Below are 14,704 nucleotides of genomic sequence, written 5' to 3' on the forward strand. Positions count from 1 at the left end.
GGACGACCCGCGCCGAGCGACCCCGTGGGTGCACCCCGACGAGCGCGGCCCCCCTTGGTGGGAATAGAGTGGGGGGAAGTCCGGCGCTCCGACCGGGGGTGTCGGCGGACAAGACACGTAGAGGTAGGTCCGCATGTCGGCTGACTCCGAACAGCTCACCCTGGCTGGTGGCTTCGCCCCGGCCACCGACGCCGCGTGGGAGGCAGAGGTCCTGAAGGTCCTCAACCGCGGGCGTCCGGAAGGCAAGGAACTGACCATCGAGCAGGGGCTGAAGCGCCTGACCTCGACCACTCTGGACGACATCGACGTCGCTCCCCTGTACACCAGCTCCGATGAGGACGCCCCGCTCGGCTACCCGGGCGCGATGCCGTTCACCCGTGGCTCGGTCGTGCGCACCGGCGAGGCCGTCGCGTGGGGCGTCCGGCAGCTGCACGAGGACCCGGACGTCGCCGTCACGCGGCAGGCGATCCTGGACGACCTCGAGCGCGGCGCCACCTCGGTGTGGCTTCGCATCGACCCCGACGCGATCAGCGCCGACTCCCTCGCCACCGCCCTGGCCGACGTCAAGCTCGACCTCGCGGCCGCCCGCGTGTTCTCGCGCACCGACCAGGACGCCGCGGCCGCGGCCCTGCTCGCGGTGCTGAAGGGATCCGGCGGCGACCTGAACGCCGCCAAGGGCAACCTGGGCATCGACCCGCTGGCCTTCGCCGCCCTCAACGGCACCGAGCCCGACCTCGGCGCCCTGAAGCGCTGGGTCGACGAGGTCGCCGGCCTGGCGGGCGTGACCGCCCTCACCGTCGAGACGCTGCCGTACCACAAGGCCGGCGCTTCCGACGTGCAGGAGCTCGGCTTCGCGATCGCGACCGGCATCGCGTACCTGCGCGCCCTCGACGAGGCCGGGGTCTCCCCCGCCGACGCCGCCGGGCAGCTCGAGTTCCGCGTCGCCGCCACCGCCGACCAGTTCGCCACGATCGCCAAGCTCCGTGCGCTGCGCCGCCTGTGGGCGCGCGTGACCGAGGAGTGCGGCGTCCCCGAGGCGGCGCGCGGTGCGCGCATCCACGCGGTCACCAGCCCGCGCATGATGGCCAAGGTCGACCCGCACGTGAACATGCTGCGCGTCACCATCGCCACCTTCGCGGCCGCGGCCGGTGGGGCCGACGCCATCACGGCGCTCCCCTTCGACCACGCCGCGGGCCTGCCGACCTCCTTCAGCCGCCGCATCGCCCGCAACACGCAGGTGATCGCCGCTGAGGAGAGCCACGTGGGTCGCGTGCAGGACCCGGCCGGTGGCTCCTGGTACGTCGAGTCGCTGACCGACGAGCTCGCCAAGGCCGCCTGGGCGCTCGTCCAGCAGGTCGAGGCGGCCGGCGGCATGGCCGCGGCGCTGGCGTCCGGTGACGTCGCGCAGCGCATCGACGCCGTCAACGCCGACCGTGCGACCAAGCTGGCCAACCGCTCCATCGAGCTGACCGGCGTGAGCATGTTCCCGCTGGCCGGCGAGAAGGCCTACGAGGCCAAGGCCCGCCCCGAGGCCCCCGCGTTCGGCGGCCTGAAGCAGATCCGCGACGCCGAGGTCTTCGAGACCCTCCGCGACCGGGCGTGGGCCCACGAGGCCGCGACCGGGTCGGCCCCCGACGTGCTGCTCGCCTGCCTGGGCGCCCAGCGCGACTTCGGCGGTCGCCAGGGCTTCGCCTCCAACGTGCTCCTGGTCGGCGGCATCAACGCCACCCAGAGCCACGGCGGCAGCCCCGAGGAGATCGCGGCCAAGGCGGCCGAGCAGGCCCAGTTGGTGGCCGTGCTCGCCAGCTCGGCGAAGGTCTACGCCGAGCAGGCCGTGCCCGTCGCGCAGGCGTTGAAGGACGCCGGCGTGCAGAAGGTCTACCTGGCCGGCAACCTGGCCGAGGCCGGCGAGGCCCCCGAGGGCCTCTTCGACGGCACCATCGCCCTGGGCATGGACGTCGTGAAGTTCCTTGATTCCGTCTTCGACACCCTGGGAGTGGCCCGATGATCCCCCGCTTCGATTCCGTCGAGCTCGGCGACGGCCGTCCGTCCGCGGACGCCGCGCAGGCCTACGCCGACGCGCTCGCCGCGGCCGGCGCGACCGACGCCTCGTGGGAGACGCCGGAGCAGCTGGCCGTCGCGCCGCTGTACACCGACGACGACCTCGAGGGCCTGGACTTCCTCGACACCCGCCCCGGCCTGCCGCCGTTCCTCCGCGGCCCGTACTCGACGATGTACGTGAACCGGCCGTGGACGATCCGCCAGTACGCGGGCTTCTCGACCGCGGCCGAGTCCAACGCCTTCTACCGCCGCAACCTCGCGGCCGGCCAGAAGGGCCTCTCGATCGCGTTCGACCTCGCCACCCACCGTGGCTACGACTCCGACCACCCGCGCGTGGCCGGTGACGTGGGCATGGCCGGCGTGGCCGTGGACTCGATCCTGGACATGCGCCAGCTGTTCGAGGGCATCCCGCTGGACCAGATGTCGGTGTCGATGACCATGAACGGCGCGGTGCTGCCGATCCTGGCGTTCTACGTGGTGGCGGCCGAGGAGCAGGGCGTGAGCCCCGACCAGCTCGCCGGGACCATCCAGAACGACATCCTCAAGGAGTTCATGGTCCGCAACACCTACATCTACCCGCCGACCCCGTCGATGCGGATCATCTCCGACATCTTCGCGTTCACCAGCGCGAACATGCCGAAGTTCAACTCGATCTCGATCTCCGGCTACCACATGCAGGAGGCCGGGGCGACCGCCGACATCGAGATGGCCTACACGCTGGCCGACGGCGTGGAGTACATCCGCGCCGGTCAGGCCGTCGGCCTGGACGTCGACAAGTTCGCACCGCGCCTGTCGTTCTTCTGGGCGATCGGCATGAACTTCTTCACCGAGATCGCCAAGATGCGTGCCGCGCGCATGCTCTGGGCGCGCCTGGTGAAGGACGCCGGCGCCAAGAGCGCCAAGTCGATGTCCCTGCGCACTCACAGCCAGACCTCCGGGTGGTCGCTGACGGCGCAGGACGTGTTCAACAACGTGACCCGCACGTGCCTGGAGGCCATGGCGTCCACGCAGGGCCACACGCAGTCGCTGCACACGAACGCGCTCGACGAGGCCATCGCCCTGCCGACCGACTTCTCCGCCCGCATCGCCCGCAACACCCAGCTGTTCATCCAGCAGGAGTCGGGCACCGTGCGTCCGATCGACCCGTGGGGCGGCTCGGCGTACGTCGAGCGCCTGACGGCCGACCTGGCCGCCAAGGCGTGGGCGCTGATCCAGGAGGTCGAGGAGGCCGGCGGCATGGCCAAGGCCATCGAGGCCGGCATCCCGAAGATGCGCATCGAGGAGGCCGCGGCCCGCACCCAGGCCCGGATCGACTCGGGCCGCCAGCCGGTGATCGGCGTCAACAAGTACCTGGTCGAGGACGACGAGGGCATCGAGGTCCTCAAGGTCGAGAACGCCCAGGTGCGCGCCGAGCAGATCGCCAAGCTGCAGCAGCTGCGCGACGAGCGCGACGAGGCCGCCACCCAGGCCGCCCTCGACAAGCTCACGTGGGCCGCGGCGAACCCCGACCCGACCGACCCCGAGCGGAACCTGCTCAAGCTGGCCATCGACGCCGCGCGCGCCAAGGCCTCGCTGGGCGAGATCTCCGACGCCCTGGAGAAGGAGTTCGGGCGCTACACGGCGCAGATCCGTACGATCAGTGGCGTGTACAGCAAGGAGTCGGGAACGACGGAGGAGACCGAGGCCACCCGCGCCCTGGTCGAGAAGTTCGAGGAGCTGGAGGGCCGCCGCCCGCGCATCCTCGTCGCGAAGATGGGCCAGGACGGCCACGACCGCGGCCAGAAGGTGATCGCCACGGCGTTTGCCGACCTCGGCTTCGACGTGGATGTGGGCCCGCTGTTCCAGACGCCGGAGGAGGTCGCCCGCCAGGCGATCGAGGCGGACGTGCACATGGTCGGCGTCTCGTCGCTGGCCGCAGGGCACCTCACGCTGGTACCGGCGCTGCGCGAGGAACTGGACAAGCTCGGGCGCGAGGACCTGATGATCGTCGTCGGCGGCGTCATCCCGAGCCAGGACTTCGCCGAGCTGCGCGAGAAGGGCGCTGACGCGATCTTCCCGCCCGGCACGAAGATCCCCGCCTCGGCCCACGAGTTGCTGCAGACGCTGCTGCAGCGGCTGGTGGCCTCCGAGGCATGAGGCAGACACTGGACCCGGCGACCCTTGCTGAACACGTGGTCGCCGGGTCCCGTGCTCATGTCGCCCGGGCGCTGACGCTCGTCGAGTCGTCGCGCCCCGACCACCGCGACCAGGCACGGGAACTGCTCACCCTGCTGCGCCCGCACACGGGCAAGGCGATCCGCGTCGGCATCTCGGGCGTTCCCGGGGCCGGCAAGTCGACGTTCTGCAACGCGATGGGCGTGCGGCTGATCGAGCGGGGCCACAAGGTGGCCGTGCTCGCGGTCGATCCGAGCTCGTCGCGCTCGGGCGGTTCGGTGCTGGGCGACCGCACCCGCATGGCCGACCTGGCGGTGACCGACCAGGCGTTCATCCGGCCCTCCCCTTCGGGCAACCACCTCGGCGGCGTGGCGCGCGCCACCCGCGAGGGCATGCTGATCATGGAGGCGGCCGGCTTCGACACGATCATCGTCGAGACCGTCGGCGTCGGGCAGTCCGAGGTCGCGGTGGCCGGCATGGTCGACACCTTCCTGCTGCTGATGATCGCCCGCACCGGCGACCAGTTGCAGGGCATCAAGCGCGGCATCCTCGAGATGGCCGACGTGATCACGGTCAACAAGGCCGACGGCGACGGGCTGCAGGAGGCTCGCGTGGCCGCGCGCGAGCTGACGATCGCTATGAAGCTCATCCGGTCCGAGTCCGGCGGCCGCCGGACGCCCGTGCTCACCTCCTCGTCCTACACCGGCGACGGCCTCGACGAGGTCTGGGACGCCGTCGTGGCCCACCGCGCCTCCCTCGAGGAGTCGGGCTCGCTGGCCGAGCGTCGCGCCGAGCAGCAGCGCGACTGGATGTGGGCTCTGGTCCGCGACGACCTGCTGACCGCGCTGCGGCGTTCGCCCGCCGTCAAGGCGCTGGTACCGGGCCTCGAGGCGTCCGTGTCGACGGGCGAGCTGAGCGCCGTGGAGGCCTCGGCCGAGATCCTGGCCGCCTTCAAGGCCGACTTCGCCGGCTGATCAGGCCGGGGCGACCCGCCACGTCTCGCTGGGCTTGGCGGGCTTGCCGCACGACTCGGGGAGGGCCTGACCCTCGGCCCGGACGACCGCGACCTCCCAGACCCGGCCGCCGGCGTGCTGGACGGTCACGGTGGCCCCGTCGTCGCCCACCACCGCCAGCGCGATCGGCTCGGTCTCCCCCGTCCCGGCGCGCACGGCCGAGACCGCCGCCTGCTCGCGCGGGGGCAGGAAGCTGACCCCGCGGTCGTGTGCCTCGGTGAGCGACCCCATCGCGAACCGCCCGGACGCCGCGGCGTCCAGCACCTCGCGGCCCAGCTCGACCGACAGCCGGCCGACGACCTGGCCCAGCGGCAGGACCACGCCGGTCGGCGCGAAGCGGTGCCCGCCGGTGTGGGAGCACTCCCAGACCCGCAGGCCCTCGGCGGCCAGGTCGTTCACGATCGGACGCCCCCGCAGCGCGCAGCAGCGGTCGCGTTTGGCGTTGGTGCAGACCAGCAGCACGGGGGCCGCGGGGCGCAGCCACGGGCAGGCGGCGCGGACGCCGGCGACGTCACCGGCCGCGACCAGGGGCCACGGCACGGCGTCGAACTCGTCCTCGGTGAGGGCCACGCCCTCGAGCAGCCAGCCACCGCCCGCCAGACCGCCGGAGACGAAGACCCGCCGGGACTGGAAGCCGTCGGAGGCCGCGTGCTGGCCCGGCGCCCGGATGAGCAGCATCCGCCCGCCCACGGCGGCGACGGCGGCGCCCCAGCGCTCCCCCAGCTCGGGGCTCAGGCGCGACTCCACCAGCGCGTCGCGGCCCCACGGGCCGGGCTGCTCGAGCGCGACCCAGAAGTCGGCGCGGGCGGCGGTGCCCCAGGCGGACAGCCCCTCCCAGGCGGTGGAGCACTCCATCAGCGGGGCATCCGTCGCCAGATCGCCCGGGGCACGAACGGGGCCACCGCGAACATCACCCGGAGCTGCCATGGGATCCACACTACGACAGGGCCTCCCCCACGCAGGCGCGCGACGACGGCGTCGGCGACCTGGTCGGGCGTGGAGCTGAACACCGCGGGCGCCATGCCGCGGGTCATCCGCCCCACCACGAACCCCGGGCGGGCGATCACGAGGTCGATCCCCGAGCCGTGCAGGGCGTCGGCGAGGCCGGAGGCGAACCCGTCCAGCCCGGCCTTGGCCGAGCCGTAGACGTAGTTGGCCCGTCGCACGCGCACCCCGGCGACCGAGGAGAACGCGACGATGCTCCCCCGGCCCCGCCCGCGCATCACGTCGGCGAGCACGGTCAGCAGCGACGCCTGGGCGACGAGGTCGGTGTGCAGGACGCGCGCCACCTCGGCCTCGTCGCGCTCTGCCCGGGTCTGGTCGCCGAGGATCCCGAACGCCAGCACGGCCGTGTCGATCGGCCCGTGCCGCTCCTCGATGGCCCCGACGACCGCCCGGTGGTTGCCCACGTCGTCGGCGTCGAAGTCGACCACCACCGCGCCCGGCAGGTCGGAGGGTGGGCCCGCGGCGTCCGGGTCGGGCCGGGAGGCCAGCACGACGACGGACGCCTCGGGCGCCAGTCGCCGGGCGATCGCCAGACCGATCTCGGAGCGCCCGCCGAACACGGCGAGGACGCCGGTCACAGCGCCTCGCGCAACGCCTTCAGCCGCGCCAGGGACGACTCGCGGCCCAGGATGGCCATCGACTCGAACAGCGGCGGGGAGACCCGCGAGCCGGTCACGCCGACGCGCACCGGGCCGAAGGCGAACTTCGGCTTGATGCCGAGGTCGTCGACCAGACGGGCGCGGAGGGCGGCCTGGATGGACTCGTCGTCCCACGTCGGCAGGCCCTCGAGCACGGCCAACGAGGCGTCCACGACGGCGGCGGCGTTCTCGGGCAGCGCGTTCACCGAGGCCTCGTCGAGCTCCAGCTCGGCGTCGGGGGTGAACAGGAACTGCACCTTGTCCAGCGCCTCCGAGAGCAGCACGAGCCGCTCCTGGATGAGCGGGGTCGCGGCGCGCAGCCGGGCGACGTCGTCCGCCGACGGCTCGGCCCACACCCCGGTGTGCGCGAGGTGCTCGACGATGCGGTCGGCGAGCTCGTCGGAGGACAGCGCGCGGATGTAGTGCCCGTTGAGCCAGTTCAGCTTGTCGAGGTCGAACACCGGCCCGACCGTGTTCACCTTCGACCACTCGAAGCCCTCGACGAACTCCTCGAAGGTCGAGACCTCCTGCTCGTCGGAGGCCGGCGGGTAGCCCAGCAGCTGCAGGAAGTTGCGCAGCGCCTCGGGCAGGTAGCCCTGCTCGCGGAACCACTCCAGGCGGGCGGCCGGGTTCTTGCGCTTGCTGATCTTGGACTTGTCGGTGTTGCGCAGCAGGGGCATGTGCGCGAACGCCGGCACGTCCCAGCCCAGCCAGCGGTACAGCAGGATGTGCTTGGGGGTCGAGCTGATCCACTCCTCGCCGCGCACCACGTGGGTGATGCCCATCAGGTGGTCGTCGACGACCACGGCGAGGTGGTAGGTCGGGAATCCGTCTGTCTTCAGGATCACCTGGTCGTCGGGCAGCGGCGCCGACACCGGCCCCCGGACGAGGTCCTCGAACACCAGCTCGACGTCCTCAGGGATGTACATGCGCACGACCGGGGTCTCGGTGAAGCCGGGCAGGGCGGCGCGCTCGTCGCGGGTCTTGCCGTGGCACAACCGGTCGTAGCCCGTGTTGGCCTGCTTGGACGCCTGCTGCTCGGCCCGCATCTGAGCCAGCCGCTCGGGGCTGCACCAGCAGTGGTAGGCGTGCCCCGCCGCGAGCAGTTGCTCGACGTAGGGGGCGTAGGTGTCAAGCCGCTCGCTCTGCCGGTAGGGCGCGTACGGGCCGCCGACGTCGGGTCCCTCGCTCCAGTCGAGGCCGAGCCAGCGCAGGGTGTCGAAGATCTGCTGCTCGGAGCTGGCCACGTAGCGGGCGCGGTCGGTGTCCTCGATCCGGAGCACGAACGCCCCGCCGGTCTTGCGGGCCCAGGCGAGGTTGAACAGCGACATGTAGGCCGTCCCGACGTGGGGGTCACCCGTGGGGGACGGCGCCACGCGCAGGCGCGCGGGCGAGAGCGAAACATCAGTCATGGTGCGGCCCAGACTATCGTTCACCCGTGACCGACCGCCTGCCGCCGCTCGCCCTGCCCGACCTGACCGGGCGCACCGCCCTCGTCACCGGCGGGACCTCCGGCCTCGGCCTCGAGACCGCCACCGCGCTGGCCCGGGCGGGCGCGCACGTCACGCTCACCGCGCGCGACGCCCAGCGGGGTGCGGACGCCGCGGGCGTGGTCCGCGCGGCGCTGGGTCCCGGTGCCGGGGCGGGCCGGGTGGAGGTGCTCGACCTCGACACCTCCCGCTTCGCCTCGGTCGACGGAGCCGTCGCCGCCTGGGGCACCCGCGGGCTCGACATGCTCGTCCTCAACGCCGGTCGCAACGGCGGCCGTGTGCGCCACCAGACAGCGGACGGCCACGAGCGCACCATGGCCACCAACGCGCTGGGCCACCTGCGCCTCACCCACGGACTCCTGCCGGCCCTGCGCGCCGCGGGCGGGCGGGTGACCACGGTCGGCTCCCTGTTGGCGCACCGGGCCGACCCTTCGGCGTCCGACGTCTGCCTCGAGCGCGGCTGGACGCCGGCCCGCGCGTACGCGCGCAGCAAGCTGGCCTGCCTCATGATCGCCCGGGAGCTGCCCGGGCGCGCCGGGGCGGCCGCGATGGCGGCGCACCCCGGGTGGACGTTCACGAAGATCCTCGGCACCGGGCGGCTCATGACCGCGACGGTCGACCTGAGCCGCCGGGCCCGGGTGGGCCAGTCCCCCGCCGACGGCGCCCAGGCGATCATCGCCGCGGCCGTCGGGCTCTCCGCGCTGGGTGGCGGCAGCGGCTACCTGGGCCCCACCGGCATGCTGGCCGGACCGGTGGGCGCGGCCCGTCCGCCGCGGGCCCTCGCCGACCCGGGGCTGCGCGAGGCCTGGTGGACGGCCCTGTGCGAGCACGCGGGCGTCCCCACCGACTGGCGCTGACTACAGGCCGCGGTAACGCCCCTGCTGGTGGACCAGCGGCGCCTGTTCGGTGAGCTCGACGTGCTCCAGGACGCCGACCACCTCGGTCGACCAGCCGAGCTCGCGCGTCGACTCCAGCCGGACGCCGACCCACGACCGGCCGGCCAGCACCGGCCCCCACGCCGTGTCGTCGAACGCGGCGAGGCGGAACAGCCCGCCCGGCGCCGGCGCCAACCCCGCGAACGCCTCGGCCAGGCCGTGGTCGCCCTCCGCGAGCAGCGTGACGGCGAAGGTCTCCCCCAGCCCCAGGGCGAGGTCGGAGTCGGGGTCGACCAGCCCCAGCATCCGGGCGGGCTCGCCGAGCGCGACCAGCACCGAGCTGACCGTGAGCCCGACCCTCGCCGGTCCCGTCCCGCTCGCCCACAGCGTCACCGGCGCCACCAGGCGGCCGCGGAGCCGACGCGCGGCGTCCCGCTGCTCGGGAGGGGTCGCGAACGGGTGCGAGGAGTGGATGGTCACCGGGCCACCCTAACCGGAACGCCCCGGCATGCCGAAGGGGGCACCGGAGAGATCCGGTGCCCCCTGCGGGTGCGAGTCAGGCAGTGCCTGGGTCAGGCGCGGGTCGCCCCGTTGCCAGCCACGACCGGGACAGTCTGGCTGCTGACCTTGTTGAGGGCCCAGCCCAGGATGATCAGCGTGAGGCCGACGCCGATGGCGAAGAGGCAGACGCCGTAGGACAGGACGGAGGTGAACAGCGACGCACGGAGGAACGAGCCGTTCATGACCGAGGTGCGCTGCTTGGTGAGCTCGTCGGCCTTGGCGGTGTCTCGGGCGGCTCAACTCCTTGAGCCTCGGACCGGTGAAAACTGTACTACTACCTCTCGTAGCACAACAAGTCGATACCCCCCGGGGGTGTGCAACAAGACGGTAACAGGCCCGCACCCCCTTGTCGGGGATGCGGGCCTGTTGAGCCTGACGCGGCCTAGATCACTTGAGGATCTTGGTCACGTTGCCGGCGCCGACGGTGCGGCCGCCCTCGCGGATGGCGAACTTCAGCGCCTCCTCCATGGCGATCGGCTTGTTCAGGTGGACGGTCATGGAGGTGTTGTCACCAGGCATGACCATCTCGGTGCCCTCGGGCAGCTGAACGACACCGGTCACGTCGGTGGTGCGGAAGTAGAACTGCGGGCTGTAGTTCGAGAAGAACGGCTTGTGACGGCCACCCTCCTCCTTGTTCAGCACGTAGACCTGGGCCTCGAAGTCGGTGTGCGGGGTGACCGAACCCGGCTTGCAGACGACCATGCCGCGCTCGACGTCGTCCTTCTTGGTGCCGCGGAGCAGCAGGCCGACGTTCTCGCCCGCGCGACCCTCGTCGAGGATCTTGCGGAACATCTCGACACCGGTGATGGTCGAGGTCTGCTTGGTCTCGCGGATGCCGATGATGTCGACGGTCTCACCGGTGCGGACGATGCCGCGCTCGATACGACCGGTGACGACGGTGCCACGACCGGTGATCGTGAAGACGTCCTCGACGGGCATCAGGAAGGGCTTGTCGGTGTCGCGCTCCGGCTGCGGGATGTACTCGTCCACAGCGTCCATGAGCTCGACGATCGAGTCGGCCCACTTCTCGTCACCGTTCATCGCCGGGAAGGCGGCGACGCGGACGATGGGCAGGTTGTCGCCGTCGAACTCCTGGGCCGACAGCAGCTCGCGCATCTCCATCTCGACGAGCTCGATGAGCTCCTCGTCGTCGACCATGTCGCACTTGTTGAGGGCGACGACGATCGCGGGGACGCCGACCTGGCGGGCCAGCAGGATGTGCTCGCGGGTCTGGGCCATCGGGCCGTCGGTCGCCGCGACCACGAGGATCGCGCCGTCCATCTGGGCGGCACCGGTGATCATGTTCTTGACGTAGTCAGCGTGACCGGGGCAGTCGACGTGCGCGTAGTGGCGCTTCTCGGTCTGGTACTCGACGTGCGAGATCGAGATCGTGATACCGCGCTGGCGCTCCTCCGGAGCCTTGTCGATCTGGTCGAAGGCCGACACAGCGTTCAGCTCGGGGTAACGGTCGTGGAGCACCTTCGTAATCGCCGCCGTGAGCGTGGTCTTGCCGTGGTCGACGTGCCCGATGGTGCCGATGTTGCAGTGCGGCTTGGTCCGCTCAAACTTGGCCTTTGCCACTGGGGCTCCTCCTGGGATCTTCCGCCACGCTGTCTGCGGGGCGTGCTTTTCACCTCGCCGGTTGCGAGGCAAGTACTTGGGACGGCCGCGTGGGCATGGTGCTCACGCGACAACCTTCGCAATCCTATCGTTCGCGCGCGTCAGGTCAAAACCCGCGGCGCAAGTGGGCGGCCGGCCGCACCCGCGGCGTCCATCACCCCTAGACAGGACGCCGTGGGCCCCGCAACCAACCGGTTGCGGGGCCCACGATGAGTCAGGCGCGGGACGAGCGTCACTCGTTGCTGCCGCCGCGGCCCTTCTCGATGATCTCGTCGGCCACCGACTTCGGGGTCTCGCCGTAGGAGTGGAACTCCATGGCGTAGGAGGCTTGGCCCGAGGTCTTCGAGCGCAGGTCACCGACGTAGCCGAACATCTCCGACAGCGGCACCAGGGCGCGGACGATCTGGTTGCCGTGGGCCTCCTCCATGCCCTGGACGGCGCCACGGCGGGAGTTGAGGTCACCGATCACGGTGCCGAGGTAGTCGTCGGGGGTGGTGACCTCGACGGCCATCAGCGGCTCGAGCAGGGCCGGGTCGGCCTTGCGGGCGGCCTCCTTGAAGACCATCGAACCGGCGATCTTGAAGGCGAGCTCGGAGGAGTCGACGTCGTGGTAGGCGCCGTCGAGCAGCGTCACCTTGATGTCCTCGACCGGGTAGCCGCCCAGCGGACCGAAGGCCATGGCCTCCTGGATGCCCTGGTCGACCGCGGGGATGTACTCGCGCGGGATGCGGCCCCCGGTGACGGCGTTGACGAACTCGTAGCCCGCGCCGGCCTCCTGCGGCTCCAGCGAGATGATGACCTTGCCGTACTGGCCCGAACCACCCGACTGCTTCTTGTGGGTGTACTCGACCTTCTCCACCGGGCGGCGGAGGGTCTCGCGGTAGGCCACCTGCGGCTTGCCGATGTTGGCCTCGACCTTGAACTCGCGGCGCATGCGGTCGATCAGCACCTCGAGGTGCAGCTCGCCCATGCCGGCGATGATGGTCTGGCCGGTCTCCTCGTCGGTGTGGACCCGGAAGGTCGGGTCCTCCTCCGCGAGGCGCTGGATGGCCATGGAGAGCTTCTCCTGGTCGGACTTGGTCTTCGGCTCGATCGCCTGCTCGATGACGGGGTTCGGGAACTCCATCGACTCGAGGATGATCGGGGCGGCCGGGTCGCAGAGGGTCTCACCGGTGGTGGTGTCCTTCAGGCCCATGACCGCGCAGATCATGCCGGCGCCGATCTCGTCGATCTCCTCACGCTTGTTGGCGTGCATCTGGTAGATCTTGCCGATCCGCTCCTTCTTGCCCTTCGTGGCGTTGAGCACCTGCATGCCCGACTTGAGGGTGCCGGAGTAGATGCGCACGTAGGTGAGGCGACCCAGGTGCGGGTCCGCGGCGATCTTGAACGCGAGCAGCGACAGCGGCTCCTCGTTGCTGGGCTGGCGCTCGAGCTTGACGGTCTCGTCACCGGGCTTGAAGCCGTCGATGGCGGGGATGTCCAGCGGCGAGGGCAGGTAGTCGATGACCGCGTCCAGCATCGGCTGCACGCCCTTGTTCTTGAAGGACGTGCCGCAGACGACCGCGGTGAACTTCGAGGCCAGGACGCCGCGGCGGATGGCCGCCTTGATCGTCGGGACGTCGATCTCCTCGCCCGAGTCCTCGGCCAGCAGCCAGGTCTCGGCGAAGTCGTCGTCGTTGTCGGCCAGCACCTGGATGAGCTCCTCGCGGGCCTCCTGGGCGCGGTCGACCATGTCGGCCGGGATCTCCTCGACGGTGTAGTCCTCACCGATCTTGGTCTCGCCGCGCCACATGAGGGCGCGCATGCCGACCAGGTCGATGACGCCCTGGAAGTTGGCCTCCGAGCCGACGGGCAGCTGGATGACGGCGGCGGTCGCGTTCAGGCGCTCGCGGATCGTCTTGACGACGAAGTCGAACGAGGCGCCGGTGCGGTCGAGCTTGTTGACGTAGCAGATGCGCGGGACGCCGTACTTGTTGGCCTGGCGCCACACGGTCTGGCTCTGCGGCTCCACGCCGGCCACACCGTCGAACACGGTGACGGCACCGTCGAGGACGCGCAGCGAGCGCTCGACCTCGACCGTGAAGTCGACGTGGCCGGGGGTGTCGATGATGTTGATCTGGTGGTCGTGCCAGAAGCACGTCGTCGCGGCGGACGTGATGGTGATGCCGCGCTCCTGCTCCTGCTCCATCCAGTCCATCGTCGCCGAGCCCTCGTGGGTCTCACCGATCTTGTAGTTGATGCCGGTGTAGTACAGGATGCGCTCGGTCGTGGTGGTCTTGCCCGCGTCGATGTGGGCCATGATGCCGATGTTGCGGACCTTGGCCAGGTTGGTCTTGATGTCAATGGCCACGGGTGGTTTCCCCTCTTGTTACGTGTTGTTCGTGTTCGACTCGGGACAGGCATGAAGCTCCCTCCCGCCCGGAGGCGGGAGAGAGCTTCAAGAGATCACCAGCGGTAGTGCGCGAAGGCGCGGTTCGCCTCGGCCATCTTGTGGGTGTCCTCGCGCTTCTTCACGCTGGCACCCAGACCGTTGCTCGCGTCCAGCAGCTCGTTCATGAGGCGCTCGGTCATGGTCTTCTCGCGACGCTGGCGCGAGTAGCTGACGAGCCAGCGCATCGCGAGCGTGGTCGCGCGGGCGGGCTTCACCTCGACCGGGACCTGGTAGGTGGCACCACCGACGCGGCGGGACTTGACCTCGACCGCGGGGCGGATGTTGTCCAGGGCCTTCTTGAGGGTCTGCACGGGGTCAACGCCGGTCTTGGCCCGCGTCCCCTCGAGAGCGCCGTAGACGATGTTCTGGGCGGTGGTCTTCTTGCCCTGGAGCAGGATCTTGCTCACGAGCTGGGAGACCAGCGGCGAACCGTAGACCGGGTCGACGACAATCGGCCGCTTGGGGGCCGGACCCTTGCGAGGCATTACTTCTCCTTCTTCGCGCCGTAGCGGCTGCGGGCCTGCTTGCGGTTCTTGACACCCTGGGTGTCGAGGGAACCGCGGACGATCTTGTACCGGACACCCGGGAGGTCCTTCACACGGCCGCCGCGCACGAGCACCATCGAGTGCTCCTGCAGGTTGTGGCCCACACCGGGGATGTACGCGGTGACCTCGATGCCCGAGGACAGGCGCACACGAGCGACCTTGCGAAGGGCCGAGTTCGGCTTCTTCGGGGTCGTGGTGTACACACGCGTGCACACGCCACGGCGCTGGGGCGAGCCCTTGAGCGCGGGGGTGTTGCTGGACGACTTCTTGTCAGTGCGGCCCTTGCGGACCAGCTGCTGGATTGTGGGCAC

The 14,704-nt window shown here is 71.0% G+C and carries 13 protein-coding genes; 4 read left to right on the plus strand and 9 right to left on the minus strand.

Going from position 1 to position 14,704, the window contains the following annotated elements; genetic code table 11:
* The first annotated feature begins 133 nt into the window (after positions 1-133).
* The 3 genes from mutA to meaB are packed head-to-tail and all read left to right on the plus strand — an operon-like array spanning position 134 to position 5,189.
* The gene (mutA, locus tag J4N02_RS12250) at positions 134-2,008 is read left to right on the plus strand and encodes a methylmalonyl-CoA mutase small subunit (RefSeq protein WP_188333148.1); all 1,875 of its coding nucleotides are present in this window, start codon (positions 134-136) and stop codon (positions 2,006-2,008) included.
* Complete coding sequence (scpA, locus tag J4N02_RS12255) at positions 2,005-4,197, plus strand: methylmalonyl-CoA mutase (protein ID WP_188333149.1); 2,193 nt, start codon at positions 2,005-2,007, stop codon at positions 4,195-4,197. Before mutA ends, scpA begins: the two co-directional genes overlap by 4 nt.
* Positions 4,194-5,189 (plus strand): methylmalonyl Co-A mutase-associated GTPase MeaB, encoded by a 996-nt coding sequence (gene meaB, locus J4N02_RS12260; RefSeq protein WP_182816667.1) that lies wholly within the window; start codon positions 4,194-4,196, stop codon positions 5,187-5,189. The genes scpA and meaB overlap by 4 nt, the downstream gene beginning before the upstream one ends.
* Here meaB and J4N02_RS12265 read toward each other — a convergent pair whose 3' ends face one another.
* Genes J4N02_RS12265 through gltX form a run of 3 tightly spaced genes read right to left on the minus strand, consistent with a single transcriptional unit; the run spans position 5,190 to position 8,283 of the window.
* Positions 5,190-6,083: a sucrase ferredoxin gene (locus J4N02_RS12265; RefSeq protein ID WP_188333150.1), complete on the minus strand. Its 894-nt coding sequence runs from the start codon at positions 6,081-6,083 to the stop codon at positions 5,190-5,192.
* Positions 6,083-6,811, minus strand: coding sequence for an SDR family NAD(P)-dependent oxidoreductase (locus tag J4N02_RS12270; RefSeq protein ID WP_188333151.1), 729 nt, complete (start codon positions 6,809-6,811; stop codon positions 6,083-6,085). Before J4N02_RS12270 ends, J4N02_RS12265 begins: the two co-directional genes overlap by 1 nt.
* Positions 6,808-8,283 carry a glutamate--tRNA ligase gene (gene gltX, locus J4N02_RS12275; protein WP_188333152.1) on the minus strand — a complete coding sequence of 492 codons (1,476 nt, stop codon included), beginning with the start codon at positions 8,281-8,283 and terminating at the stop codon, positions 6,808-6,810. Before gltX ends, J4N02_RS12270 begins: the two co-directional genes overlap by 4 nt.
* Before the next feature lie 26 nt (positions 8,284-8,309).
* Here gltX and J4N02_RS12280 point away from each other — a divergent pair, with 26 nt between their 5' ends.
* The gene (locus J4N02_RS12280) at positions 8,310-9,218 is read left to right on the plus strand and encodes an SDR family NAD(P)-dependent oxidoreductase (RefSeq protein WP_188333153.1); all 909 of its coding nucleotides are present in this window, start codon (positions 8,310-8,312) and stop codon (positions 9,216-9,218) included.
* Here the strand turns inward: J4N02_RS12280 and J4N02_RS12285 are convergent, their stop codons facing one another.
* The 6 genes from J4N02_RS12285 to rpsL form a co-directional block, all read right to left on the minus strand.
* Positions 9,219-9,716 carry a flavin reductase family protein gene (locus tag J4N02_RS12285; protein ID WP_188333154.1) on the minus strand — a complete coding sequence of 166 codons (498 nt, stop codon included), beginning with the start codon at positions 9,714-9,716 and terminating at the stop codon, positions 9,219-9,221.
* Positions 9,717-9,808: 92 nt separating this feature from the next.
* Positions 9,809-9,979, minus strand: coding sequence for a hypothetical protein (locus J4N02_RS12290; protein ID WP_182816678.1), 171 nt, complete (start codon positions 9,977-9,979; stop codon positions 9,809-9,811).
* Positions 9,980-10,184: 205 nt separating this feature from the next.
* Positions 10,185-11,378 (minus strand): elongation factor Tu, encoded by a 1,194-nt coding sequence (tuf, locus tag J4N02_RS12295; RefSeq protein WP_182816680.1) that lies wholly within the window; start codon positions 11,376-11,378, stop codon positions 10,185-10,187.
* A gap of 271 nt (positions 11,379-11,649) precedes the next feature.
* Positions 11,650-13,767: an elongation factor G gene (gene fusA, locus J4N02_RS12300; RefSeq protein WP_182816682.1), complete on the minus strand. Its 2,118-nt coding sequence runs from the start codon at positions 13,765-13,767 to the stop codon at positions 11,650-11,652.
* 95 nt (positions 13,768-13,862) lie between these two features.
* Entirely contained in the window at positions 13,863-14,333 is a 471-nt protein-coding gene (gene rpsG / locus J4N02_RS12305) for a 30S ribosomal protein S7 (RefSeq protein WP_188333155.1), read from the minus strand.
* Entirely contained in the window at positions 14,333-14,704 is a 372-nt protein-coding gene (rpsL, locus tag J4N02_RS12310) for a 30S ribosomal protein S12 (RefSeq protein ID WP_182816686.1), read from the minus strand. Before rpsL ends, rpsG begins: the two co-directional genes overlap by 1 nt.

The sequence above is a fragment of the Propioniciclava sp. MC1595 genome (assembly GCF_017569205.1).
Taxonomy (GTDB): domain Bacteria; phylum Actinomycetota; class Actinomycetes; order Propionibacteriales; family Propionibacteriaceae; genus Propioniciclava.